This window comes from Ralstonia sp. SA306 (genome assembly GCF_054792405.1).
Window position 1 is genome coordinate 2,664,098 of the sequence record NZ_CP096451.1, and the last position, 25,428, is coordinate 2,689,525.

The window sequence follows — 25,428 nt, forward strand, 5'->3', positions numbered from 1 at the left end:
AATGGGGGGATCGCCATGACAGACAAATTCCTGCGCATCGAAAACGTCGGGCAGACGTTCAAGACCAAGAGGGGCCCGTTCGTTGCCCTGCGCGACATCGACCTGACCGTCGCGCGCGGTGAGTGCATCGCATTGATCGGCCACTCGGGCTGCGGCAAATCGACGTTGCTCAATCTCATTGCCGGGCTCACGCGGCCGACCACGGGTGGGTTGATCCTGGCCGAACGGGAGATCGCCGGACCAGGGCCGGATCGGGCGGTGGTGTTTCAGAACCACTCGCTGCTGCCTTGGCTCACGTGCTTTGACAACGTGTATCTCGCCGTCGAGCGTGTGTTTGGCAAGACCGAGACGAAGGCCCAATTGCGTGAGCGCACGCATGCGGCGCTGGCGCTGGTGGGGCTCACGCATGCTGAGCAGAAGCATCCACACGAGATCTCCGGCGGGATGAAGCAGCGGGTGGGGATTGCGCGGGCGCTGTCCATGGAGCCGAAGGTGCTGCTGATGGATGAGCCCTTTGGCGCGCTGGATGCACTCACGCGCGCGCATCTGCAGGATGAGCTGCTGAAGATTGTTGCCGCCACCGGCAGCACGGTGGTGATGGTCACCCATGACGTGGATGAAGCTGTTTTGTTGGCTGACCGGATCGTGATGATGACCAATGGACCAGCTGCCACCATCGGTGAAGTGTTGAAGGTAGAGCTGGCGCGGCCACGGGATCGGATGGCGTTGGCGGATGATCCGGCGTATCACGCTTGTCGGACCGCGGTGCTGGATTTTCTTTATCGGAAGCAGCGGCATCCGGTGGCGGAGGCGGCTTGAGGTCTGTTGTTGGGTCTGGGTTTTGGCCTTGGTGGTCTGCCTCCCTTTCCCCCCTGCCGGGGCTGAAACAAGGGACGCACCACAGGACGCAAAAAAACCACCCCATGGCGCCAGCGCAGAATCCACAGCGCTATGATCAACCCCAAGCCAATCACCCGCGCCATGAACAATGCCCGCTCCCCCCATCCTCCCCGACAACGCCGCTGAAGACGCCCTCTCCACCGGCCCCTTCCCCGCCGCCCGCTTCATCAAGGAAATCGGCCGCGGCGCAGACGGCGCCCGTGCCTTGGTCAAGCACGACGCCCGCGCGCTTTTCACCGCCATGCTGGAAAGCCGCATCTCCGACGTGCAGCTCGGCGCCATCCTCATGGCCTACCGCATCAAAGGCGAGACCCCGGAAGAACTCGACGGCATGCTGGAAGCCTCGCATGCGCACTGCCGGCCGCTGCCGGCACCGGACACGCCTGAGCGCGCGTTGCCGGTCGTCATCCCCAGCTACAACGGTGCCCGCCGCCAGCCGAACCTCGTGCCGTTGCTGGCCAAGCTGCTGGCGCGCGAAGGGGTGCCGGTGCTGGTGCATGGCATTCGCCGCTTCGACGGCCGCATCACCACGGCCGCGCTGTTCGAAGCGCTTGGCTGGCCCGTCTGCGAACACATGGACGAAGCACGTGAGCGCCTGGAGAGCGATCGGCTGGCGTTCGTGCCGATTGACGTGCTATCGCCCGAGTTGGCGTCGCTGCTGGACAAGCGCGAGATCGTCGGCCTACGCAATTCGGCCCACACGGTGGTGAAGATGCTGCAGCCCATTGGCGGACACGCACCGCACGAGGCGCTACGGCTGGTGAGCTACACACACCCGGAATACCGCGACACGCTCACTGATTACTTCCTGCGCCATCCGGCCAATGTGCTGCTCGCACGCGGCACCGAAGGCGAGACCGTGGCCGATGCACGGCGCGGCAGCGCGGTGGAGTGGCTGCACGACGGATCACACGAAACCGTGATTGAGGCGGTGGAAGGATCGAGCGATACGCCGCCTGAATTGCCTGCGGGGACGGACGTGGCGGCAACGGCGCGGTGGATTGAAGCGGTGCTCGACGGCAAGCAGCCGGTGCCGGAGCCGATCGCCAAGCAGGTCCGCGCGATCGTGCGGTGTGCACGACCGGCGCAGGCTGCCTGATCGATCGCTCGGTCTTACTTGGACGGCAGCGGAATGCGCTCCGTCTCGCCCGGCACGTGGGCGAAGGTGTCGTTCTCCCAGCGCTGCTTGGCGTCTTCAATGTCAGCCTTGTTGCTGGCGACGAAGTTCCAGTAGATGTGGCGGTGGCCGTCGGTCGGGTCACCGCCCAGCAGCATCACGCGTGACGACACCTGTGCGGTGAGCGTCACGTCACCGCCAGGTTCCAGCACAGCGAGGTGCTGCGGGTCGAGCGCCTCGCCATCGATGCTGACGGCGCCGTCGACAAGATATAGCCCTCGGTCTGCATGCTCGGGCGGAATCACCAGCGACGCACCGGCCGCCAGTTCCAGCGCCACATACAGCGTGCGCGAACTCACCTTCACGGGCGACGTCAGCCCGAACGCATCCCCCGCGATGACTACGCCCTGCACGCCAGGGCATTCGAGCTTGGGCAACGTGTCGGCGGCGTGATGGGCGAAGCTGGCGTCCACCTTTTCCTGATTCTTCGGCAGCGCCACCCAGGTCTGGATGCCATGCACGCGGGCGCCCTTTTCACGCCCCTCGGGCGAAGAACGCTCGGAGTGGACGATGCCGTTGCCGGCCGTCATCCAGTTCACATCGCCGGGCGTGATGGTCTGCACGCTGCCGAGGCTGTCACGGTGGACCATGCTGCCGTCGAACAAATACGTGACGGTGGCCAGGCCGATATGCGGGTGCGGACGCACGTCGATGCCCTCGCCGGGGGCGAAATCCACGGGGCCCATGTGGTCGAAGAAGATGAACGGCCCCACCGTCTGGCGCGCCGCCGAGGGCAGCACGCGCTTAACCGAGAAACCGCCCAGATCGCGCACGTGCGGGCCGATGATGTGCTGAATGGAAGTCATGGCGGAAAGCTCCTCAGGCGCGCTCGGCAAGTTCGGTGTCGATGCTGATCTCCACCTCGGTCATCAGCTTGTGAACGGGGCACTTGCCGGCTACGCGCAGCAGGTCGGCACGTTGCTCGTCGCTTAGATCGCCATGCAGGGTCAGCACGGTGCGCAGCTTGTAGCGGCCCTGGCGCTCCTGGCTGCCGTCGTGCTCGACGGCCACGTCGATCGAATCGAGCGGGTACTTGCGCTGGCGCGCATAGAGCGTGACGGTCAGCGCCTTGCAGCTGGCCAGGGCCGCGTCAAAGTAGGCGTGCGGATCGGGCGCACTGCCCTCGCCCGTCGGCTTGGGCACGTCAGTGTAGGTCACGCCTTCGGGGAAGGTGACCTTGTGACGGAAAAGGCCTTCGGTGTCCTTGCTGACGACGATGGTCATTGACGGCTCCTGTAACGGTGTCTGCGATGTCCGGGCAGTGTAGCTAACTTGCGTGAAGGCACGGGAGGTGGCGCGATGTGCGGAGTGCAGCGCATTTATTGGCGCTTCGATCACTCGACATTGCAGACATGGCAATTCAGCCCACCCATTTGGGTGGAAACGCTCAAGCGGCGCGGTTTTCCGCCGATCTTCCGGTTAGAAGACATCCGCCCTGAAACCGCCCCGCTTACGCGTCCTCTGCATGGTTACTCGCCGGCCGCTTGTCGCCATTGCCGGCGGCATCGGCTTTCTCCTCGTCCTGATTGGGCTGACCGTGATGGTCGGCTGGCTGCAGCATTGGCCATGGGCGGTGAGGCTGGGCACGGACCGCCTGCTGATCGTGTTTGCCACGGGGATCAACCTGACGCTGTTGGGCGCTGGCCTGGGGGCGCTGCTCGTTGGAGCGGTGCTACCAGACGCCCTGTGGGCAGACCGGGCGGCACGCGGGCTGGGCGGCGCGGTGGCGGTGCTGTCCACGCTGCGGCTGGCCGAGATGATCACGGGATGGCCGATCGGGTTGGACTTTCCTGGCCTGCACGCCTGGCTCGGCCGCCAATGGGTGACCGGATGGATTGGCGGCATGCACCCCAGCCACGCGCTGGCGGTAGCCGCATCGGCGACGGCTCTCAGCCTCGTGCCCACCCTGCGCAAACCGCACCGCGCGCAGTGGTTCTGGGGACTCATCGGCTTGGCGATGCTGCTCTGCGCTGGCGACCTGCTCGGCCGCGCCATGGCACTCGAATATCTGTACCCGGCGTGGCTGCGATGGCACGCCCCGGACGCGGCCGCCGTCTGCTCGCTGCTGGTGATCACGGGCACACTGTGCGCCGCGGTAGCCCGGCATCCTGGCCTGTTGCGCCTGCGCTTGTCGCCGGAAGACACCATCGTGTGGATCAGCGGCGGCTGTGTGGTGCTGGCGGGCCTGGGGGCCACTGTCACGGCGTTCATCATCCAGGTGGATAGCGCCACACTGACATTCGGCACCACACGGGCGCGAGCCCTGTCCAGCTACGCTGAAGAGTTCGACCGACTGCTGGCCATGCGCGCGGAAAGCCCCCGCCTGGTGGCCGCCGCCACGCACATCCAGGAAGTGCTGCGCCATCCGGCCGACAACGCAGCGCGCCTGCGCAGCGAGCGTGCGCTGCAGGCGTATCGCGAGCAAGGCTACTCGTACCTGCAACTGCGTACGCTCGCGGGCGAGGGCATCGTCAGCCTGGGGACGCAAACGCTTGAACCCGAACTGTCGATACCGCTGCACGTCGGCCTCGCGCCCGAGCGTGTCACGCTGCAATGGGTACACGGTTTTGCCATGCGCACCGAAACGCCCGTCATGGCAGACGGCATGCAGATCGGTTGGCTGGTCGCCGAGCAACCACTCGCCCATATGACAGGCCGCTACAACAGCCAACGCGGTACGGGGATGACGGAAACGCTGGCGATGTCGGGCTTTGATGCGCGCGGCCGCGCCATGTCGTTTCCGCAGCGCTTCGATGCCTATGTGTTCGAGCTGCCGCCCCTCACGGTCGACCACCGGCCCCTGCCGTCGCGCCTGGCGTTGGCGGGCGAGGCCGGCTACGGCCAGTGGCAGGACATCCACGGCATGCCGACGTCGTTCAGCTATACGCCCATCGGCCACACGGGTCTGGCACTGATCAGCAAGATCGCCAGCGCCGAGCTGTACGCCCCGATGCGCGTGCAGTTCGAGCGGCTTGCGGCCTTCATGCTGTGCCTGATGATCGGCAGCGTGCTGGCCATCCGTCTGACGGTGCGGCCGTTTGCCAACCGGCTGGCCGCGTCCGAACGCGCGCTGCGCACCGCCAACGAAAGCCTCGAGCGCCGCCGTGACGCCCTGCGCGCCAGCCGCGAACAACTGCGCCTGGTGGCCGACAACGTGCCCGCGCAGCTCAGCTATGTCGACCCCGACGGCATCGTCCGCTTTGCCAGCCGCACGCTGCTCGAAGCCTTCGGCCGCAATGAAGATGAGACGCTCGACCGCCATGTGCGCGACATCTACACCCCCGAGGACTACCGCGCGCTGCTGCCCTACATGACGGAGGTGCTGGCCGGTTACCCGGTGCAATTCGAGATCCAGTCCGTGCGCACCGGCGTGCCCCGCTACCTGAGCGGCCACTACTTTCCTGACTACGATGATCGCGGCACGCTGCGCGGCTATTTCTCGGTGCTGCAGGATCTGACGGCCCGCACGAGCGCCGAGCTGGCCCTGGCGCGCAGTGAACGCGCACTCAAGCTCGTGCTCGACAACGCGCCGCTGCTGGTGTCGCACATCAACCCCGACAGCGTCTTCACCTTCTGCAACGTCACGCATGCGCGCTGGCTGCAGCGCACGCCCGAGGAGGTCTGCGGCCAAACGCCGGAACGGGTGTTCACGCCGGGCACGTACGCCTTGCTGGCACCGTATCTGGTGCGCGCCCAGCGCGGAGAATCCGTCCAATTCGAGATCACCGCGCCGTGGTACGAAAAGCCGCACACCGCCGGCCCGCGCAGCCGCACCCGGCATTTCCGCGGCCAGCTCGTCCCCGATGCCGGAGAAGCGCGCGACGGCCGCTGCGGTTTCTACGCCTTTGTGCAGGACGTGACCGAAGCCAAGCGCAGCGAGATGGAGCTTTCGCGCATGGCGCGCTTTGATGCCCTCACCGGCCTGCCCAACCGCTACGAACTCTACGAGCGCCTGCGCGCCGCGCTGGAACGCCGTCAGCGCCTGCCCGCGCCGCTGGGCGTGCTGTATCTGGACGTGGATCACTTCAAGCACATCAACGACACCTACGGCCACGCCGCCGGCGATGCTGTGCTGGTGGAGGTCGCGCACCGCCTGCAACGTGCCGTGCGCCGCACCGACACCGTCGCCCGCCTCGCAGGTGACGAGTTCATCATCCTGCTCGACCCGATCGACGCCCCGGATGATGCGCTGCACACCGCGCAGAAGATCGTTGGCGCGATCCGGCCGCCCATCAATCTGTCGGGCGATACCGTCCTGCACGTCACGACGAGCATTGGTGTCGCCTGCCCGGGCTCCGAAGTGCGTGACCCAGACGCCGCCCTGCGCGAAGCCGATCGCGCACTTTATTGGGCTAAGTCACGCGGCCGCAACACGGCGGCATAGTCGAGAACCGATAACCCCCGCCACGGTCTATGACTGGACATGACACGCTTTTTGTTGCGTCGCAAACATCACACTATCGATGAATACACCTTGATTTACGGGAACTATTAACCGGACAAAAATGTCCTATTAGCACTCATCCGGTTGGAGTGCTAAGATGCCTTTCCAAACCTCCACTGGATTTCGACAGGAGTCCTGAGTGAACGCAGTCATCCCCGTGAATACCGTTTCCGCAATCGCCACCCAGCCGTCCGGCAACGCCGGTAATGGATGGGCGCTGGCGTTCCCTGGCAATCTGGGCAACATCGACGCCTATATCCAAAGCGTCAACCGTGTGCCGATGCTGTCGGCCGAAGAAGAACAACGTCTGGCCCGCGAATACCGCGACAACGACAATCTCGATGCCGCCCGCCGTCTGGTGCTCTCGCACCTGCGTCTGGTGGTGTCGATCGCCCGCGGCTATCTCGGCTACGGCCTGCCGCATGCCGACTTGATCCAGGAAGGCAATATCGGCCTGATGAAGGCCGTCAAGCGCTTCGACCCGGATCAGGGCGTGCGTCTTGTCTCGTACGCGATGCACTGGATCAAAGCCGAGATGCACGAGTACATCCTGAAGAACTGGCGCATGGTCAAGGTGGCCACCACCAAGGCCCAGCGCAAGCTGTTCTTCAACCTGCGCAGCCACAAGCAGGACGCGCAGGCGACCTTCACGTCGGATGAGATCGACGCCGTGGCGGCCGAGTTGAACGTCAAGGGCGCCGAAGTGCGCGAGATGGAAACGCGCCTCTCGGGCGGCGACATCGCGCTCGAAGGCCAGATGGACGACGGCGAAGAATCCTTCGCTCCGATCGCCTATCTGGCGGACACGCACAATGAGCCGACCCGCGTGATCGAAGCGCGTGGCAACGACCGTATGCAAAGCGAAGGCATCGAAGCCGCCCTCGCCAAGCTGGACGACCGCAGCCGCCGCATCATCGAAGCCCGCTGGCTGAACGTGAACGACGACGGATCGGGCGGCTCGACGCTGCACGAGCTGGCTGACGAGTTTGGTGTGTCAGCCGAGCGCATTCGACAGATCGAATCGGCCGCGATGAAGAAGATGAAGGGTGCACTGCAGGCCTTCGCCTAAGCTGCCCGCCTCCGCCATAAAAAAGCCCGCCAAACTGGCGGGCTTTTTCTTTGTGCGACGATCGAAGATCAGTCGGCGAGCAATTGCTTGATGTCGTGGGCGATCGGCTCGGGGCCCTGACCGTGCTTGATGAACAGGCGCAGGTTGCCCTTTGGATCAAACATGTAGCTGCCGGCGGTGTGGTCCATGGTGTAGTTGTCGGGCGAACTGCCCGGCACCTTGCTGTAGAACACTTTGAAGTCGGACGCGACCTTCTTCAGTTCAGCTTCGTTTGCCGGACGCAGGCCGATGAAGCGCGGATCGAACGCGGGCACGTATTTGGCCAGCAGGTCTTGCGTATCGCGCTCCGGGTCGACGGTGACGAACAGCACCTGGACGCGGTCGGCGTCCTTGCCGAGGGTGTCCATCACTGCGCGCAGTTCGGCCAGCGTGGTCGGGCAGACATCGGGGCAATGCGTGTAACCGAAGAACATGACGACGACCTTGCCGCGGAAATCCTCGAGCGTGCGGCGCTTGCCGGTGTGGTCCGTCAGCGAGAAATCGGTGCCGAAGCTCTTGGACCCGGTGATGTCGAGGTTCTTGAAAGCGGGCTTGTCGCTGCACGCCGTCAGCGCCATCACGGTGACGGCCAGCATGGCGAAGAGCGCGGCGCGGAAGTGTCGGAAAGAAAGCATGGTCATCGTGTTGGAAACAGACCGCCTAGCGTAACGCCAACGGCACATGCTTGCTGGCGGCCCTGTGCGTCACAGCGCCGCGCTTTGCATGAGCGCGGGGCCGAACTTGAAGTAGTGGTCCACCAGCAGTGCGGCAAACAGGATCGACAGGTAGATGATCGAGTAGCGGAAGGTCTTCTGCGCCAGTGCGTCCGAATACTTGCGGTACATGCGCCACGCATACGAGAGAAAGCCGAAACCGAGCACCAGCGCCGTCGCCAGGTAGATATAGCCGCTCATGCCGTAGACGAACGGCAGGATGGTCGCGGCGATCATGATGAGCGTGTACAGCAGGATATGCAGCAGCGTGTACTTCTCGCCGTGCGTGATCGGCAGCATCGGCAGGCCGGACTTGGCGTAGTCGGCACGGCGGTACAGCGCGAGCGCCCAGAAGTGTGGTGGCGTCCAGGTAAAGATGATCAGCACCAGAATCCAAGCCTCGGCCGGCACGCTGTTGGCGACGGCCGCCCAGCCCAGCGCCGGCGGCATCGCCCCAGACAGCCCGCCGATCACGATGTTCTGTGGCGTGGCCGGCTTGAGCAGCAAGGTATAGATGATCGCGTAGCCGATGAAGGTGGCGAACGTCAGCCACATCGTCAGGTCGTTGGCGAACACGTGCAGCGTCCACATGCCCGCACCGCCCAGCACCACCGAGAACACCAGGATCTGTCGCGTGCCCAACTCACCGCTGGCTGAGGGGCGCCAGGCCGTGCGGCGCATCATCGCGTCGATCTTGCGCTCGACCAGGCAGTTGATGGCGAAGGCAGCGCCGGCAAACAGCCAGATGCCGACCGCGCCGCCAATCAGCACCGGCCACGGCACCATGCCCGGGGTGGCCAGGAACATGCCGATCACGGCGCAGAACACGGCAAGCTGCGTGACGCGCGGCTTGGTCAGCGCCGCATACTGCGATGCGGTCGTTCGCCAGCCAGGAAGTTGAGTGGAAGTTGTTGGGGTTGCCACGGTATTCATAAAAAACGGTCAGACAGCTTTCAGACGACGGCAGCCGCCACAGACATCGGCGCCCGCGCTTGTGCGAGCCCAATCAGGTAATGCAGACGCACCATCAGCAATAGCAGCACGGCCGCGCCGCCGTTATGCGCCACGGCAGCCAGGAGCGGCCAGCCCAGCACGATGTTCGAAAGGCCGGTCGCTAATTGGACGGCCAGCACGACGAGCAGCACTGTCGCGACACGGCCGATGCCGCCAATGCGACGAGCGCGCAAGCCCAGCCACGCCAGATAGCTCAGCACGACGACTGCAAACACGCGGTGCGTCCAATGGATGGCGACCAGCGCATCGTGCGAGATGAAATCGCCGCCCGCGGTCTTGCCGAGCTGGCGCCAGAACGTGAAGCCATGCACAAAGTCCATCGGCGGGACCCACTGGCCGTTGCACAGCGGAAAATCTGTACAGGCCAGCACAGCGTAGTTCGTACTGACCCAGCCGCCCAGCGCAATCTGCACAATGAGCAGCACGAGCCCGATGGCCGCTGCCACACGCAATGACGCGCCACGCTCATCCACCACCCGCGGCACATCGTTCTTGCAGCCGAGCCAGATCAGCGCGGCCAGCAGCGACATGCCCAACAGCAAGTGCGTCACCACGATGGCTGGCTGTAGCTTGAGCGTGACCGTCCAGGCGCCAAAGGCGCCCTGCACACACACCAGTGCGAGCACGGCCGTTGCATACCACGGGGATTGCTTCAGTTCCTTGCGCTTGAGCCACGCGAGCACCACCAGCGTGATGATCAGAACGCCCAAAGCAAGCGCGAAGTAGCGATGCGTCATCTCGATCCACGCCTTCATCCACGTGACCGGGCCACTCGGCATGGCGGCCTGTGCGGCATGGATGTCGTCACGTGCGTGGAACGGGTTGGACGTGCCGTAGCAGCCCGGCCAATCCGGGCAACCGAGACCCGAATCGGTCAGACGCGTGAAGCTGCCGAACATGATCAGGTCCAGCGTCAGGAAAGCAGTGATCCACACCAGCTTGCGGTACTTGTTGCGATCGCCTTTGACCAGCACGTAGCACAGCGGGATCAGTGCGATCAGGATGCCGATGGAAGCAAGTTGCAGCAGCATGGCTTATCCGATGCGCGAGTACTTCAAGAGCCGCGCCATGTCCCCGCGCACCTTCTTCGGGTCCGGATCTTTCGGGAACTGCATCATCAGGTTGCCAAGCGGATCGACCAGGAAGAGATGATCCGTGGGCGGCGTCTTGCCGTCGCCCAGCCAGTTCTTCGGCAGTTCGGGCGCGCGCAGGAAGCGCACGGCGCCGTAATCGTCGTTGTAGGCTTTGATCAGGCGCGGGTCGATTTCGCCGCGGTCGGTCACAAGCCAGACGGGGACAATGCGGTCTCGGTCGGGGCCCTGACCAATGCGCAGTTGGCGCATGGTGAAAAGCTTGCGCGCGCAGTTGTCGTCGCAGGCGCTGGCATCCACTGACACCATCAGCCATTTGCCCTTCAGGCTGGCGAGTGGCACTTCGGCACCGTGCTCGTCCTGCACCATCAGGCCGGTCGGAATGGGGCGCTGCGGATCGACCAGCGCGCCGTATGCCGCCTTGCCGCCGGCCGGGGTGAAGACGTAATACGCAAGGTACGACGCGATCACCGGCGAGGCGCACACCAGCAGGAGGAACAGCATCATCAAGCGGCCGCGGCGCGTACGCGCGTCGATGCGCGGATCTTCGGACGCCCCGAGTGTGCCGGGCGCGCCGGGTGCGGATTCCTGATTCACCATGTGATTCCCAATACATTCAGCTGCGGCACTAAGCCGCAACGCGAGTTCGTGTTCAAGCGGGCCCGGACGTGCCCGCCAGGCGGCGATAACGCCGCACGCTGTAGAAGACCATTAACCCCAGCACCGCCGCTGCCATCGCAAACCACTGGAATGCGTAGCCGTAATTGCGGTCGGCGCCCAAGTCTGCACGCGGCCAATCGCGCACCAGGCCGTCCTGCGCGTCGGATTGCTGCTGCACCACAAACGGTTGGAGCGGCACGCCGATTTCGCGCGAGAACGCGTCGAGGTCGATATTCTGCCTAAGTCGCTGGCCAACTTCATCCGCGCCATCCTTGCGGCCCAGACTGAAGACCCGGCTGGCATGTGGCACCGCCATCCCTTCGACCTGCACTTCGCCCGCTGGCGTGGTGTATGGCGCGATGCGCGTGCGGTCGGCCGGATCGCGCGGCAACCAGCCCCGGTTGACCAACACCGCCCGCCCGCCCGCCCCTTCCAGCTTCAGCGGGATGAGCACCTCGAAACCGGGGCGCGATACGTCGTTGGTGACGTGTGGGCGATTCTCCAGCAGCACCGTGTGCGCCACGTCGAACGTTCCACGCAGCAGCACCGGCCGGTACATCACTGAATCTGCCGTCACGGGCTGAGCAGTGATGCGCTGGGCGGGCGCATTTTCCAGCGCTACGATGCGGGCCTGCCGCTCGATGCGCTCGTGCGCACGCGAAAGCTGCCAACGCCCAAGCGAGCACGTGAGCGCGATCAGCGCCACACCCGCCAGCATCGGGACAGGCGCAAACCAACGTCGCATCGGCACGCGCACGGTCATTGCGTGGCCTCGGTGAGATAATGCTCGGCAGCCATTTCCAACCCTTCATCGCCCAACCCGCAGCCCTCCATGCGCATCGTCGTTGCCATTGCGTTTCTGCTGATCCTCGGCAGCCTTGCCTCCGCGCTGTTCTTCCTGATGCGGGACAAAGGCCACAGCAACCGCACCGTTCGCTCGTTGATGTTCCGCGTCGGTTTCTCGATCGCGCTGTTCATTTTCATCCTGGTCGCGAACCGGCTGGGGTGGATTCACAGTACTGGCATCCGCTTCGGCCAATAGCCACCGGCAAATCTCTCACGCCAGAAAAACGAAAACGCCGCAGCGGTGTCCCGTCTGCGGCATTGTCTTCGCCGGTCGTCGGCAGAGCTACGGGGCGACGCAGCGCCACCCCAGTCCCATACTGCCTTACAGCCAGTACACCACCACGTACAGACCCAGCCACACCACGTCCACAAAGTGCCAGTACCACGCAGCGCCTTCGAACGCGAAGTGATGCTCCGGCGTGAAGTGGCCCTTGATCACGCGGCCCAGTACCACCGACAGCATGATCGCGCCCATCGTCACGTGGAAGCCGTGGAAGCCCGTCAGCAAGAAGAACGTTGAACCATAGATACCCGAGGTCAGCTTCAGGTTCAGTTCGTGATAGGCATGGATGTACTCGAACGCCTGGAAGCCCATGAACGTGAAGCCCAGGAGGATCGTCAGCAGCAGGCCCTGGATGACCTGCGCGCGCTTGCCTTCACGCAGCGCATGGTGTGCCCACGTGAGCGTCACGCCGGAGGTCAACAGCAGCGCCGTGTTGATGGTCGGAATCGGCCACGGACCCATCGTCGTGAATGGCGTCACCGTGCCGGCCGGGCCGGCGTTCGGCCACAGCGCGTTGAAGTCGGGCCACAGCAGCTTGTTGTTCAGATCGCCGAGCCACGGCATGGCAATCGTGCGGGCATAGAACAGCGCGCCGAAGAACGCCGCGAAGAACATCACTTCCGAGAAGATGAACCAGCTCATCGACCAGCGGAACGAGGCATCCACGCGGTCGCCGTACTTGCCGGTCTCGGATTCGGAGATGGCGTCGGCAAACCACGCACGCAGCACAAAGAGGAACCACAGCAGGCCGATCAGGAATGTCCACGGTGCCCACGGCTGAGCATTCACCCATGCAGCGGAGCTCAGCAGCACGATCAGCAGGCCAAGGCTTGCCGTAATCGGATGCCGCGAGGGCCCGGGCACGAAGTAGTACGGAGCGTTTGCTCGATTCGCACTCATCTCTTTTTCTCCAGCTCTATTTTTTTAGGAATCCACTCGATGTTGCCCAGCCCATGCTTCGCGGGCCGTCTCCTCAACCTTCTCAATCCTCAACCGACAACTGCCCGCACGATCAACAGCAGCACAACGATAAACATGACCGCGGCCAGAATGCCCGCGATGATCACGTGCACGGGATTCAACTGCGCCATGTCACGGTCATGATCGCGACCCTTGCGCACACCGAAGAAGGACCAGAACACCGCCTTCATCGTCTGTGCGAATGATGCGCGTCGCTTGGTCGCTTCCTTCAGTTCGTCCATGTCCTCACGTTCCCTTGTTCGGCATCGCCGGCGCAATGGCCGACGGCGCGTGGATTTCAAAGAAAGTGTAGGACAAGGTGATCGTCTTCACGTCCTTGGGAAGATCCGGATCAATCACAAACACCACCGGCATTTCGCGTGATTCGTTGGCCGTCAGCGTCTGCTGCTTGAAACAAAAACACTCGATCTTCTTGAAGAACTCGGTTGCCTGCTTGGGCGCGTAACTGGGGATGGCCTGAGCCTCGACCGTACGCCCCTCCTTGTTCACCACCTCGTAGACGATCTGGTTGATCTCGCCGGGGTGCACATCCATGCTGTTCTTGACGGGGCGGAAGCGGAACGGCCCTTGGCTGTTCGAATCGAATTCCACCGTGATCGTGCGCGTCTTGTCGACCTGCGAGTTGCGCAGCGCGCCGCCATCTTCATCCCGTGTGTTCAACACGTTGATGTTCGTGAGCTCGCAGATCTTCTTGTACAGCGGCACCATCGCGTAGCCGAAGCCGAACATGATCACGACCACAACGGCCAGCTTGCCGAGCATGGACCGGTTCAGGCCGCGCTCGAATACTTTGTCGTTTTGGGTCGGGTCCGGCTGTGCCGGTGTCTGGCTCATAGGGGTCTCGCGAAATCTCGGTTCGGCGATCAGCGCGTCGCCTGTCGGGCTAGCCGAACACCACGCGCTTGAAAATCACACCCAAAAAGAAAACCAACGCGATCGTGCCGAGGATGAACCCCAGGCGACGATTGGCAGCGCGTTGCTCGGGCGTTGGGCTTTTTTCTGGATTCGACATCGTTGTCCGAAGGATCGCGGGGCCGGCGCCAGTATCGGCAGCCTGCCCCGCGACACCTGCATTACTTCACGTGCGGCGGTTCTTCAAAGGTGTGGAACGGTGCCGGCGACGGCACGGTCCACTCGAGGCCTTCCGCGCCATCCCACGGCTTGTCGGCAGCCTTCTCGCCACCGCGGTACGACGGCAGCACCACGAAGAAGAAGAAATACACCTGCATCAGGCCGAAGCCCAGGGCACCGATCGACGCCACGGCGTTGAAGTCGGCGAACTGCTGCGGATAGTCGGCATAGCGACGCGGCATGCCAGCCAGGCCCAGGAAGTGCATCGGGAAGAACGTGAGGTTGAAGGTGATCATCGAACCCCAGAAGTGGATCTTGCCGCGCGTCTCGCTGTACATGTAGCCAGACCACTTCGGACCCCAGTAGTAGAAGCCCGCGAACAGCGCGAACAGCGAGCCGGCCACCAGCACGTAGTGGAAGTGCGCCACCACGTAATACGTGTCCTGCAGCTGGATGTCGATCGGGGCCACGGCCAGGATCAGGCCCGTGAAGCCGCCCACCGTGAACACGAAGATGAAGCCGATCGCAAACAGCATGGGCGTCTCGAATGTCATCGAGCCGCGCCACATCGTGGCGACCCAGTTGAAGATCTTCACGCCTGTCGGCACCGCGATCAGCATCGTCGCGTACATGAAGAACAGCTGGCCGGTCACAGGCATGCCGGTCGTGAACATGTGGTGGGCCCACACGATGAACGACAGGATGGCGATGGAAGCCGTGGCGTACACCATCGAGCTGTAGCCGAACAGCGGCTTGCGCGCGAAGGCCGGCACGATCTGGCTGACGATACCGAACGCCGGCAAGATCATGATGTACACCTCGGGGTGCCCGAAGAACCAGAAGATGTGCTGGTACATCACCGGGTCACCACCGCCGGCGGCCGAGAAGAAGCTCGTGCCGAAGTGGCGGTCGGTCAGCACCATGGTGATCGCACCTGCCAGCACCGGCATCACGGCAATCAGCAGGTACGCCGTGATCAGCCACGTCCAGCAGAACATCGGCATCTTCATCAGCGTCATGCCAGGCGCGCGCATGTTCAGGATGGTCACGATGATGTTGATCGCGCCCATGATCGACGATGCACCCATGATGTGGATCGCGAAGATCGCCATGTCCATGCCCGGGCCCATCTGCACCGACAGCGGCGCATAGAGCGTCCAGCCGGCAGCCGTGGCGCCGCCCGGTGCGAAGAATGAGCCCACCAGCAGCAGCGCCGCAGGCGGCAGCAGCCAGAAGCTGAAGTTGTTCATCCGCGCAAAGGCCATGTCGGAGGCGCCAACCTGCAGCGGAATCATCCAGTTCGCAAAGCCCACGAAGGCCGGCATGATCGCGCCGAACACCATGATCAGGCCGTGCAGCGTGGTGAACTGGTTGAACAGCTCCGGATGGAAGAACTGCAGGCCGGGCTGGAACAGCTCAAGGCGGATCAGCAGGGCCAGCGTGCCGCCCGAGAGCAGCATCATGAAAGAGAACAGCAGGTACAGCGTACCGATGTCCTTGTGGTTGGTCGCAAACAGCCAACGGCGCCAGCCATGCGGATGGTCGTGCGCGTGGTCGTCTCCATGACCGTGCGCGTGATCTTGCGGGTGCGTAACAGCGGTGCTCATCGAGGAACTCCTAGGGTTCGGTTCGTCACGCAGACGATCAATCAGCCAGCGTTGCGGTCTTCGGCCGCGTTCGCTTGTTGGGACGCCACCTTGCCGGCGGATTCAGTTGCAGCGGTCTTGGCGCCGCCGCCTTCGGGCATCTTGCCGCCGCGCGCATCCTTCACTTGCGTCGGCTGCAGCAGGTCACCCGTGTGGTTGCCCCAGTTGTTGCGCTCGTAAGTGATGACCGAGGCGATTTCCACATCGTTGAGTGCCGAAGCCCAGGGCGGCATCGCATTCTTGCCATGCAGGACGATATTCACGTGGTCAGCCAGCGGACCATTCGCGATCTTCGAACCATCGAGCGCCGGGAACGGACCGCCGCCCTTGCCGTTCGGCTGGTGGCAGACCGCGCAGTTGGCGGTGTAGACCTTCTCGCCGCGCGACTTCAGCTCTTCAAGCGTGTAGGTCTTGTTCGGGTCATCGGCCTTGGCGGCCATTTCCTTTTTCTTGCCGTCGACCCACTTGGTGTAGTCGTCCTGCGAAAGCACGCGCACCACGATCGGCATGAAGGCGTGTTCCTTGCCGCACAGTTCGGCGCACTGGCCGCGATACACGCCGACCTTCTCAGCCTTGAACCATGCGTCGCGCACGAAGCCCGGAATCGCATCCTGCTTCACACCAAACGCCGGGATCATCCACGAGTGGATCACGTCGTTGGCGGTGGTGACGATGCGCACCTTGCGATTGACCGGCACGACAAGTTCGTTGTCGACTTCGATCAGGTACGTGTTCGACTTGGGCGCCTGGTTGTTGATCTGGTCACGCGGCGTGGTGAGCGTGGAGAGGAACGAAATGCCCTCGCCTTCGCCCTTCAGGTAGTCGTAACCCCACTTCCACTGGTAGCCGGTGGCCTTGATGGTGAGGTCGGAATTGGTGGTGTCCTTCATTGCGACCACGGCCTTGGTGGCCGGCAGCGCCATCCCGATCACGATCAGGAACGGCACGATGGTCCAGATGATTTCAACCGTGGTGCTTTCGTGGAACGTCGCCGGTTTGTGGCCGACCGACTTACGGTGCTTGAAAATGGAGTAGAACATCACCCCGAATACACCGATGAAGATCACGATACAGATGATCAGCATCATCCAGTGCAGCCAATGGATCTCGGCGGCGATCTTGGTGACCGGAGGCGCGAGATTGAGCTGCCGCACTGCGGGGCCGCCCGGCATGTCTTCCACTGCCAGGGCCGTTTGACTGAGGGCGAGGAGAGAGCCTGCCGCCAGCAAACTTGCCAATGTCTTATTCAACATTTTCATTTTTTATCTACCCAATTGACAGATTCCACTCTGCCCCGGTGCGCGGCTCATGAGACCTGGGTTGGTTGCCCGTGTCCCAAACACCGGGAAAGCTCGTCCGCAAGCTTGCGCCGCCTGACGCTCACCTGCTAGATCACGGGCCGGCCATCTCCAGCTTGACTTGCCCATAATCGGAGGCGTGGCGGGCATAGTACAGCAATGCCCATCCGAGAATCGCGACCTCCAGCCCCGCGTCAGGCAACACCAATCACGCGCGTTGCCAGACAGAAAACCAAGCGATTACGAACGGGGGAATGACGACCAAGGGAGTGGACCAGCCAATCTGGCAGGTTGAAAGCGAGCAGTTTCGCTTCATGAGCCAGTTCTTGCGCGGCGATTCCGAGATGGTGGACGCGCCGCATGCTGGGTGGAGCGCGGTTTCAATGTCGTGCATTGAACCACTCCTGCCTCGGATGCATACCCGAACGGTTCGCCCGTGGCAAAAAACGGGATAGGCCTTTGGGGGGACTGCTGCGACAAACTGGCGCATTATATGGCCGCGATTGACCCCAAACAAGGTAAAGCGCCTTTATGCAAGTCCCGGCTTGACAACGTGGAGCCAATGCCGTTCCCGCATTAAAACCGTTTCAGACGCGCGGTTTGCGACCGATCTGATCGATTGGAATCATCGCCCGGCCCTGCTCGTCCAACGCCTGCCGCTGGGTCGGCGCAAGCTTCCAGGCGTGGCCGTAAACGATTTCGAAGGTGAGCGGAATCAGCCCGTCGGGATTGCGTTGCGCATCGAGTGCGTCGAATAGCCGCTGGCGCCAGCGCGGCGTGTGCAGACCAGCGCCGGCGAGGCTGCGACCCGCCTCATCCGTCAAACCAGCCATGCCGCCAAGCAAATGCACATCGGCCAGCAGCGCCTGCGGCGTTTCGTAGGTGATCGTGAGCTGCTCCATGTCCATGACGGGCGTGGACCAGCGGCTATGCACCAGCATGTCGCCAATGTCATGCATATCAACAAAGCGCAACGTATGGACGCCCGCGTCGATGCCGGCCAGAGCGCTGCGCAGCTCGCGCAAGGTGTCGGGGCCGAACAGGCTGAACATCAGCAGCCCGCCCTCCGTGGTGATGCGGTGCCATTCCGGAAAGATTGCGTGCGGCGCCGGGTCCCAGTGCAGCGCGAGATTCGACCACAGCAGATCGAATGACGCCCCGGCGAACGGCAGCGCGCGAAAGTCCGCCTGGGCAAAATCAAAGACCGGCCGCTTCTTCAGAAGCCGTCCGAGCCACCCGGCATCGGTGCGCTGCGGGTCGAGTTTCTGCGCCTGCGCCAGCATGGCGGACGACCAGTCGACCCCGCAGATCTGTGCGTCCGGATATTGCGCGCGCAGTACCGCCAAGCCTTGTCCCAGGCCGCAGCCCAAATCCAGCGCACGCGTGGGCGTGGCTTTGATGTAGGACAGCCGGTCCTGCATGCGACTGCCGACTTCGCGCAGCAGGAAATCCACGTCGGCGAAACGCGCGGCGCGGCGATCAAAGGCGCGCCGCAAGGCGGCAGGACGAGCAAGAGCGGGATCAGACATCGACAAGACCGGGCGGAATACTGCGGTTGCCAAGTATACCGGCCCGCAGTTTGAGGCGCCGTCCGATAGCGCAGTGGCCGCAAATCGGCTTGGATAGCGGCTTTTTGTATGCACAAACACGCGTTATCGGCATGGTTTCGTGCCGGCCTGCGTCATCTGTTGCCGTGTGCCTGCGCGCTTTGCGGCGCGGTGCAGAGCGGCCTTGTCTGCAGCGGCTGCATGGGCGATCTGGCCCCGCATCTGCACAGGCGGCGCTGCATCCAATGTGCGATCGCACTGGAGGCACGGCATGCCGCTCGACATTGCCACGCCTGTTTGGCCGGCGCGCCCGACTTTGACGCCACCGTCGTCATTGCCGACTACGGCTGGCCGCTTGACCACCTTGTCACTGGGTTGAAATTTCGGGCGCAATTGCCGTTGGCATCTTGGCTGGCGGACCAATTGCGCAACGCACTCGCCGCTGCGCCCGGCGGCTTGCCGGACGTGCTTCTGCCGGTGCCGCTCTCGCCCGCACGCCTGCGCTCGCGCGGCTACAACCAGGCGTGGGAGATTGCCCGCAGGCTGGCGCGCCAATTGGACATTCCCGCCCAGGCCAACGCCCTGCACCGTGTGCGCGACAACCCCGCCCAGGCCACGCTGGACCGTGCCGAGCGGCTGACCAACCTGCACGGTGCATTCGTTGTCGCCGAGCCTGCGCGCATCGCGGGGCGCCACGTCGGCGTCGTTGACGATGTGATGACCACCGGCGCAACCCTCGGCGAGATTGCCACGCAACTCAAACGCGCCGGCGCCACCCGCGTCACCAACGTTGTCGCCTTGCGCACGCCCTGATTACGTGCTTATGCGACATTGTGTCGCGCCACCTGTGCCAAGCTGTGGCGAGGTGACAACCCTTCCCAATGTGGATAAGCTCGCCGCCGAAATTCCCCCCTGCCGCCCGATCATGTTCAACGTCGTCCTTGTCGAACCCGAAATCCCGCCCAATACGGGCAATGTGATCCGCCTGTGCGCCAACACGGGCGCACAGCTGCATCTGATTGAACCGCTAGGTTTTCCGCTCGAAGATGCCCGCATGCGCCGCGCGGGGCTCGACTATCACGAGTACGCGACGATGCGCGTGCATGCCGATTGGGACGCCTTCCTGCGCGCTGCGCAGCCTGATCCCACGCGCATGTTCGCGCTCACCACGCGCGGCTCGACGCCGTTTGCCAGCATGGCGTTCCAGCCGGGCGACTGGTTTGTCTTCGGGTCGGAAACGCGTGGGTTGTCGGAAGCGCGACGCGAGTGGTTTCCCGCTTCCCAGCGGATTCGCCTGCCGATGCGGCCGGATAACCGCAGCCTGAATCTATCGAACACCGTGGCGGTGGTCGTGTTCGAAGCGTGGCGCCAGAACGGGTTCGCGGGCGGCGCCTGATTCAGACCAGACGCGCCGTTGATTGCGGCGTGACTAACGCGCCGATTCGGATTTGGCGTCGCGCTGCAGTAGACGCTCGACCGCTTTCGCAACAGCAAGCCCTTCGAACAAGACTTCGCAGACGGTAAAGGTGATCGGCATGTCCACGCCCTTGGCGCGAGCCAGGGCGGCCACGGCACGCGCACAGCGCACGCCTTCGGCGACGTGGCCGAGGCTGTGGAGGATGTCGTCGAGCGAGCGGCCCTGCGCAAGCTGCATCCCGACCGTGCGGTTGCGTGACAGATCGCCGGTGGCGGTCAGCAGCAGATCGCCCATGCCGGTCAGCCCCATGAATGTTTCGGGCCGACCGCCCAGCGCCAGGCCAAGGCGCGTCATCTCAGCCAGCCCGCGCGTCACGAGAGCGGCGCGCGCGTTCAACCCCAGGCCCAGGCCATCCGCGGCGCCTGTTGCAATGGCCAGGACGTTCTTGACGGCACCGCCCACTTCCACGCCGACGAGGTCATCGCTTGCGTACACGCGCATCGCGTGATGGTGAAAACCGCGCTGCGTGAGCTTGCACAGCGCCTCGCTGGTCGAAGCGACGGTCATGGCGCACGGCAAACCCTGCGCGACTTCCTTGGCGAAACTCGGCCCAGACAACACACCGACAGCGAGGTCGGTACGGCCCGACGCCTTCAGCACATCGGCGACGATGGCGTGCGGCAGTGCACTGGTTTCGGGGTCGAAACCCTTGCATAGCCAGATCACGTTGCGCACACCGCCGTGCGCGGCAATCGTGCGCGCCAGGTCTGCCAGCCCGGCGACGGGTGAAGCAATGACGGCGAGTCCGTCGTCGCCCGCCGCATGGTCGAGCGCGGCCTGCAAATCAGCAGAAAAATGCAACGATGCCTGCAGCGCCATGCCCGGCAAATACAGTGCGTTGATGTGCGTGGCGGCCATCTGCGCGACGAGGTTCGCGTCGCGCCCCCACAGCACGACGTCGTGCGATTGCGCGGCGTGGCTGGCCAGGGCAGTGCCCCAGGCACCGGCACCCAAAACGGAAATTCGCATGCGCGTATTCAACATCGGTCAGGCAAAAGTCGAGCAACAGGTCGGGCAAAAAAAAAAGCCCGCGCAAGCGTGCGGCTGGCGCGGGCCTCTGGCGCAGTGCGCCTCGTACTTAGTGAGTAGCCTTCGAGCCGTCCGGCATCACGAGGCCAGCATTGCCGCCAGCTTGTGCCTCTTCCATGGCGGCAGTCAAACGCTGCTCATACAGGGCCTGGAAGTTGATCTCAGCCAGGTGGATCGGCTGGAAGCCAGCGCGGCCGATGGTGTCGGCAATGTTCGAGCGCAGGTACGGGTACACGATGGTCGGGCAGGCGATGCCCAGCAGCGGGTCCATCTGTTCGGCCGGCACGTTGCGGATATCGAAGATGCCCGCTTGCTTGGCTTCCACCAGGAACGCGACCTTCTCTTGCACCTTGGTCGTCACCGTACCGATGACGGTCACTTCAAACACGCCTTCAGCCAGTTGCGAAGCGGCGACGTCCACCTGCACTTCCACGGACGGCTGTTCCTGCTCGAGGAAGATGTGCGGCGAGTTCGGTTGCTCCAGCGACAGGTCCTTCAGGTAGACGCGCTGGATGTTGAAGAACGGCTGGCCATCCTGGCCCGGTTGCTGCTGTTGCTGGTCGCTCATGACTCGCCTTCAAATGGGATGTGGTCAGTGCTTGGCGGAAGCCTCCGCCGCACAAAACGCGTATGGTACATGACCAAATGGGGCCCGCTATAAGAGCCGGCCCAAAAGTACAACGCCCGGTCAAAACCGGGCGTTTCTGTGTGGCGCGCAGGTCGCCAGACCGGGCCGCCGAATCAGGCAGCCAGCAACGGAACCAAGCCACCGTCGCGGTCCAGCGCAGACAGATCATCGAAGCCGCCGATGTGGCGCTCGTCGATATAAATCTGCGGAACCGTGCGGCGGTTCGTGCGCGTCATCATCTCTTCGCGCTTGCCGGGTTCGCGATCGATCAGGATTTTCTCGATCTGCTCGACACCGCGTTGCTTAAGGAGTCGTTCCGCTGCCACGCAATAGGGGCAGACGGTGGTGCTGTACATGACCACGTGCGCCATAACTTCAACCTCGTATCTTTATTTCACAACCGGAAGGCCAGCTTGTTGCCAGGCGGCCAATCCGCCCTCGAGCGAATACACCTCACTGTAACCGGCCTGCTTCAGGACTGCTTGCGCCCGCCCAGCGCGCTGGCCGGTCTGGCATACGAGGATGATGGGGGTCTCTTTGTTCTTTGCAAGCCCGGAAGCCTTGCCTGCAAGCTCCCCCAGCGGCGCGTGCTTGGCTTGCGGCAGATGGCCGGCGGCGTATTCAGCGCTTTCACGCACATCCACCACCACGGCATTGCGGCGATTGATGAGCTGGGTGGCCGCCGAAGCACCCACCTTGGCGCCACCGCCGCCCGCAATGCGGCGCTGGATGGGCGCCCAGAGCAGCAGCAGACCCGAAACGATGGCGACGGCAAGCAGTGCGAGGTTGTTGTAATCGGCGAAGAACTTCACGGTATCGGTTTCCTGGGATGGGTCGGGCAAGTCTTATGGGCGAACATCAGCCGAACGATTCGGGGGCCCAATGCCCGCGGCATTATAAAATAGTTGGTTTCAGCGGCTGCACGATGACGTACGACACGTCGCAGCAGCCGCCCGCAGGTTTTCTCACTTCTCATCATGGCAGTCATGCACAAGCTCGTCCTCATCCGCCACGGCGAATCGACGTGGAATCTGGAGAACCGCTTCACCGGCTGGGTCGATGTCGACCTGACCGACACGGGCGTCGCCCAGGCCCGCCAAGGCGGCAAACTGCTGCGCGAAGCCGGCTTCACCTTCGATCTGGCCTACACCTCGGTGCTCAAGCGCGCGATCCGCACGCTGTGGCATGTGCAGGATGAAATGGATCTGATGTGGATCCCGACCCGTAATGAGTGGCGCCTGAACGAGCGCCACTACGGCGCGCTGTCGGGCCTGAACAAGGCCGAAACCGCCGCGCAATATGGGGACGAGCAAGTCCTGGTGTGGCGCCGCAGCTACGACACGCCGCCACCCGCGCTGGAGCCTGGCGCCGACAACGACGCCTTCGGCAACCCCCGTTACGCGGGCCTCACGCGCGAGCAGGTGCCCCTGACCGAATGCCTGAAGGACACCGTCGCACGCGTGATGCCGCTTTGGGATGAATCGATTGCACCGGCCATCAAGAGCGGCAAGCGCGTGGTCATCGCCGCGCACGGCAACAGCATCCGTGCGCTGGTGAAGTACCTGGACGGCATTTCCGACGCAGACATCGTCGGCCTGAACATCCCCAACGGCACGCCGCTTGTGTATGAGTTGGACGCCAACCTCAAGCCGATCCGCCATTACTACCTGGGTGACCAGGAAGCGATTGCCGCTTCGCTCGCGGCGGTGGCCAGCCAAGGCAAGTCGAAATAAACCGTAACGGGCGCTACGGCACTCCAACGCCTTTATACTGTCGAAGCCTGTAGCCCGGGATGTGCGCGAGCCGTCCCGGGCCATGTTTATCTACTGTTCCCACGTCCACGCTCGACACATGCGAACTTCGCTCAAGAACATCAGCTTGATCGCCATCGGCCTCGTCACCGGGGTTCTGGCGACGCTCCAGCTCTCCGCCACTGCGCAAAACGCGACGGTCGGCCCGCTTCCGCTGGAGAAGCTCAGGCTCATGGCGGACATCTTTGGCCAGATCAAGCGTGAATATGTCGAGCCGGTGGACGATGACAAGCTGCTGACCGAAGCCATCAAGGGCATGGTCGCCAGCCTCGACCCGCATTCGGCCTACCTGGACAAGAAGGACTTCCAGGAGCTGCAGGAAGGGACCCAGGGCCGCTTCGCCGGTCTGGGTATCGAGATCTCGCAGGAAGAAGGCCTGGTCAAGGTCATCAATCCGATCGAAGACACCCCCGCCTTCCGCGCCGGCGTGCAACCGGGCGACCTGATCACCCGCATCGACGACAAACCCGTGCGTGGCATGCCGTTGGAGCAAGCCGTCAAACGCATGCGCGGCGCGCCGGGCACCAAGGTCACGCTCACGATCTATCGCAAGAAGGAAGAACGCACGTTCCCGCTGACCATCACCCGCGCCGAAATCCAGGTGCAGTCGGTCAAGGCCAAGATGCTGGACAACGGCATCGCGTGGGTGCGCATCACCAGCTTCCAGGAACGCACCGTGCCGGACCTGGCCAAGAAGCTCAATGACCTGGCCAAACAAGACGCCCACCTGAAGGGCCTGATCCTGGACCTGCGCAACAACGGCGGCGGCGTGCTGCAAGCTGCGGTTGGCGTGTCGGCAGCGTTCCTGCCGCCGGACGCGACGGTGGTTTCGACCAACGGCCAGGTGCCGGATGCCAAGCGCACGTACAAGGCGAGCTTCGCCAACTACCGCTTGAGCAACTTCGATTCCGATCCCCTGGTCGGCCTGGACCCCGAGTTCAAGACCGTGCCGATCATCGTGCTGACCAATGCCTACACGGCTTCGGCCTCGGAAATCGTGGCCGGTGCGCTGCAGGATCATCACCGCGCCAAGACGATGGGCAAGACGACGTTCGGCAAGGGCTCGGTGCAGACCGTGCGTCCGCTGTCGAACGACACCGGCATCAAGCTGACCATTGCGTACTACTACACGCCGTCGGGCAAGTCGATCCAGGCCAAGGGCATCCGCCCGGATATTCCGGTTGACCAAAACCCGGACGGCGACCCGGACGATGCGCTGATTACGCGCGAAATCGACACCGAACGCCACCTGCACAACAAGCAGGAGTCGGAAGAAGCCGAGATGACCGAGCGCGAAAAGCGCCGCATCGAAGAACTACGTCGTCTGGAAGAAGAAAACGCCAAGAAGACGCCCGAGCAGCGCGAGAAGGAGCGCAACAAGAAGCCGATCGAGTTCGGTTCGGCTGAAGACTTCATGCTGCAACAGGCCATTGCCGACCTGAAGGGTCAGCCGGTCAAACGCTCGAAGTCGGTGCTGGAAGCCGCGGCTGCCGCGGTGCCGGATAAGGCAGTGAAGTCGCCGGCGGCCAAGGAATCGAGCGCCCCGGCCAAGCTGCCCAAGGGCAAGGCGACACCGGCGTCCGAGCCGGCTGCCCCGAAGCCCAATGTTCCGGCCAGCGGCGTGCAGCCTGCACCGGAGCCCACCGGCGCCCGATAAGACACCGGCCGGCAAATACTGGCAAACTTACGAGGCCGTGCACTGCA

General features: G+C 63.6%; 27 protein-coding genes. 9 read left to right on the forward strand and 18 right to left on the reverse strand.

All coding sequences use genetic code 11. The features are described from left to right. Window positions 1-15: 15 nt before the first annotated feature. Together M1D44_RS12710 and ybiB are read left to right on the forward strand one after the other, a co-directional pair. Window positions 16-819 carry an ABC transporter ATP-binding protein gene (locus M1D44_RS12710; RefSeq protein ID WP_024976736.1) on the forward strand — a complete coding sequence of 268 codons (804 nt, stop codon included), beginning with the start codon at window positions 16-18 and terminating at the stop codon, window positions 817-819. 169 nt (window positions 820-988) lie between these two features. Further along, window positions 989-1,999, forward strand: coding sequence for a DNA-binding protein YbiB (gene ybiB / locus M1D44_RS12715; RefSeq protein WP_316852783.1), 1,011 nt, complete (start codon window positions 989-991; stop codon window positions 1,997-1,999). Between the two features lie 14 nt (window positions 2,000-2,013). Here ybiB and M1D44_RS12720 read toward each other — a convergent pair whose 3' ends face one another. Then, entirely contained in the window at window positions 2,014-2,883 is an 870-nt protein-coding gene (locus tag M1D44_RS12720) for a pirin family protein (RefSeq protein WP_316852784.1), read from the reverse strand. A gap of 13 nt (window positions 2,884-2,896) precedes the next feature. Then, window positions 2,897-3,301 carry an OsmC family protein gene (locus M1D44_RS12725; RefSeq protein WP_024976739.1) on the reverse strand — a complete coding sequence of 135 codons (405 nt, stop codon included), beginning with the start codon at window positions 3,299-3,301 and terminating at the stop codon, window positions 2,897-2,899. 241 nt (window positions 3,302-3,542) lie between these two features. On the opposite strand from M1D44_RS12725, the gene M1D44_RS12730 reads away from it, so the two are divergent. Continuing rightward, entirely contained in the window at window positions 3,543-6,461 is a 2,919-nt protein-coding gene (locus M1D44_RS12730) for a diguanylate cyclase domain-containing protein (RefSeq protein WP_316852785.1), read from the forward strand. A 235-nt stretch (window positions 6,462-6,696) separates the two neighbouring features. Continuing rightward, a complete protein-coding gene (gene rpoH, locus M1D44_RS12735; protein WP_419177600.1) occupies window positions 6,697-7,590 on the forward strand; it encodes an RNA polymerase sigma factor RpoH in 894 nt (297 codons plus the stop codon). Window positions 7,591-7,658: 68 nt separating this feature from the next. Here rpoH and M1D44_RS12740 read toward each other — a convergent pair whose 3' ends face one another. From M1D44_RS12740 to M1D44_RS12760, 5 genes are all read right to left on the reverse strand, one after another. Continuing rightward, on the reverse strand, window positions 7,659-8,264 hold the full coding sequence (locus M1D44_RS12740) for an SCO family protein (protein ID WP_024976742.1): 606 nt from the start codon (window positions 8,262-8,264) through the stop codon (window positions 7,659-7,661). Window positions 8,265-8,333: 69 nt separating this feature from the next. Beyond that, window positions 8,334-9,275 carry a heme o synthase gene (gene cyoE / locus M1D44_RS12745; protein ID WP_024976743.1) on the reverse strand — a complete coding sequence of 314 codons (942 nt, stop codon included), beginning with the start codon at window positions 9,273-9,275 and terminating at the stop codon, window positions 8,334-8,336. Window positions 9,276-9,295: 20 nt separating this feature from the next. Then, window positions 9,296-10,387 carry a COX15/CtaA family protein gene (locus M1D44_RS12750; protein WP_316852786.1) on the reverse strand — a complete coding sequence of 364 codons (1,092 nt, stop codon included), beginning with the start codon at window positions 10,385-10,387 and terminating at the stop codon, window positions 9,296-9,298. 3 nt (window positions 10,388-10,390) lie between these two features. Continuing rightward, the gene (locus tag M1D44_RS12755) at window positions 10,391-11,047 is read right to left on the reverse strand and encodes an SCO family protein (RefSeq protein ID WP_024976745.1); all 657 of its coding nucleotides are present in this window, start codon (window positions 11,045-11,047) and stop codon (window positions 10,391-10,393) included. Window positions 11,048-11,099: 52 nt separating this feature from the next. After that, a complete protein-coding gene (locus M1D44_RS12760) occupies window positions 11,100-11,870 on the reverse strand; it encodes an SURF1 family protein (protein WP_024976746.1) in 771 nt (256 codons plus the stop codon). 69 nt (window positions 11,871-11,939) lie between these two features. On the opposite strand from M1D44_RS12760, the gene M1D44_RS12765 reads away from it, so the two are divergent. After that, window positions 11,940-12,149, forward strand: coding sequence for a twin transmembrane helix small protein (locus M1D44_RS12765; protein WP_024976747.1), 210 nt, complete (start codon window positions 11,940-11,942; stop codon window positions 12,147-12,149). Between the two features lie 126 nt (window positions 12,150-12,275). Here the strand turns inward: M1D44_RS12765 and M1D44_RS12770 are convergent, their stop codons facing one another. The 7 genes from M1D44_RS12770 to M1D44_RS12800 all read right to left on the reverse strand — a co-directional run bounded on the left by M1D44_RS12770 (window position 12,276) and on the right by M1D44_RS12800 (window position 18,761). Beyond that, window positions 12,276-13,136 carry a cytochrome c oxidase subunit 3 gene (locus tag M1D44_RS12770; RefSeq protein WP_024976748.1) on the reverse strand — a complete coding sequence of 287 codons (861 nt, stop codon included), beginning with the start codon at window positions 13,134-13,136 and terminating at the stop codon, window positions 12,276-12,278. An 89-nt stretch (window positions 13,137-13,225) separates the two neighbouring features. Further along, window positions 13,226-13,438, reverse strand: a complete 213-nt coding sequence (locus M1D44_RS12775; protein WP_024976749.1) for a DUF2970 domain-containing protein — start codon at window positions 13,436-13,438, stop codon at window positions 13,226-13,228. A 4-nt stretch (window positions 13,439-13,442) separates the two neighbouring features. After that, entirely contained in the window at window positions 13,443-14,051 is a 609-nt protein-coding gene (locus M1D44_RS12780) for a cytochrome c oxidase assembly protein (RefSeq protein ID WP_316852787.1), read from the reverse strand. A 49-nt stretch (window positions 14,052-14,100) separates the two neighbouring features. Continuing rightward, on the reverse strand, window positions 14,101-14,229 hold the full coding sequence (locus M1D44_RS12785) for a cytochrome oxidase small assembly protein (RefSeq protein WP_239498010.1): 129 nt from the start codon (window positions 14,227-14,229) through the stop codon (window positions 14,101-14,103). Window positions 14,230-14,290: 61 nt separating this feature from the next. Beyond that, window positions 14,291-15,895: a cytochrome c oxidase subunit I gene (ctaD, locus tag M1D44_RS12790; RefSeq protein ID WP_092973475.1), complete on the reverse strand. Its 1,605-nt coding sequence runs from the start codon at window positions 15,893-15,895 to the stop codon at window positions 14,291-14,293. Window positions 15,896-15,936: 41 nt separating this feature from the next. Beyond that, window positions 15,937-17,193, reverse strand: coding sequence for a cytochrome c oxidase subunit II (gene coxB / locus M1D44_RS12795; RefSeq protein ID WP_024976751.1), 1,257 nt, complete (start codon window positions 17,191-17,193; stop codon window positions 15,937-15,939). Window positions 17,194-17,819: 626 nt separating this feature from the next. Then, window positions 17,820-18,761: a methyltransferase domain-containing protein gene (locus M1D44_RS12800; protein WP_112186078.1), complete on the reverse strand. Its 942-nt coding sequence runs from the start codon at window positions 18,759-18,761 to the stop codon at window positions 17,820-17,822. 108 nt (window positions 18,762-18,869) lie between these two features. On the opposite strand from M1D44_RS12800, the gene M1D44_RS12805 reads away from it, so the two are divergent. Both M1D44_RS12805 and trmL read left to right on the forward strand, forming a co-directional pair. After that, window positions 18,870-19,592 (forward strand): ComF family protein, encoded by a 723-nt coding sequence (locus tag M1D44_RS12805; RefSeq protein WP_316852788.1) that lies wholly within the window; start codon window positions 18,870-18,872, stop codon window positions 19,590-19,592. Window positions 19,593-19,704: 112 nt separating this feature from the next. Then, window positions 19,705-20,175 carry a tRNA (uridine(34)/cytosine(34)/5-carboxymethylaminomethyluridine(34)-2'-O)-methyltransferase TrmL gene (trmL, locus tag M1D44_RS12810; protein ID WP_024976755.1) on the forward strand — a complete coding sequence of 157 codons (471 nt, stop codon included), beginning with the start codon at window positions 19,705-19,707 and terminating at the stop codon, window positions 20,173-20,175. A gap of 33 nt (window positions 20,176-20,208) precedes the next feature. Here trmL and M1D44_RS12815 read toward each other — a convergent pair whose 3' ends face one another. From M1D44_RS12815 to M1D44_RS12830, 4 genes are all read right to left on the reverse strand, one after another. After that, the gene (locus M1D44_RS12815; RefSeq protein WP_024976756.1) at window positions 20,209-21,225 is read right to left on the reverse strand and encodes an NAD(P)H-dependent glycerol-3-phosphate dehydrogenase; all 1,017 of its coding nucleotides are present in this window, start codon (window positions 21,223-21,225) and stop codon (window positions 20,209-20,211) included. 109 nt (window positions 21,226-21,334) lie between these two features. After that, entirely contained in the window at window positions 21,335-21,853 is a 519-nt protein-coding gene (gene secB, locus M1D44_RS12820; protein WP_024976757.1) for a protein-export chaperone SecB, read from the reverse strand. Window positions 21,854-22,026: 173 nt separating this feature from the next. Beyond that, complete coding sequence (grxC, locus tag M1D44_RS12825; RefSeq protein ID WP_024976758.1) at window positions 22,027-22,284, reverse strand: glutaredoxin 3; 258 nt, start codon at window positions 22,282-22,284, stop codon at window positions 22,027-22,029. 18 nt (window positions 22,285-22,302) lie between these two features. Further along, window positions 22,303-22,725: a rhodanese-like domain-containing protein gene (locus M1D44_RS12830; protein ID WP_024976759.1), complete on the reverse strand. Its 423-nt coding sequence runs from the start codon at window positions 22,723-22,725 to the stop codon at window positions 22,303-22,305. Window positions 22,726-22,899: 174 nt separating this feature from the next. Here M1D44_RS12830 and gpmA point away from each other — a divergent pair, with 174 nt between their 5' ends. After that, window positions 22,900-23,646 (forward strand): 2,3-diphosphoglycerate-dependent phosphoglycerate mutase, encoded by a 747-nt coding sequence (gene gpmA, locus M1D44_RS12835; protein WP_024976760.1) that lies wholly within the window; start codon window positions 22,900-22,902, stop codon window positions 23,644-23,646. 118 nt (window positions 23,647-23,764) lie between these two features. Continuing rightward, window positions 23,765-25,381, forward strand: coding sequence for a S41 family peptidase (locus M1D44_RS12840; RefSeq protein WP_024976761.1), 1,617 nt, complete (start codon window positions 23,765-23,767; stop codon window positions 25,379-25,381). Window positions 25,382-25,428: the final 47 nt, after the last annotated feature.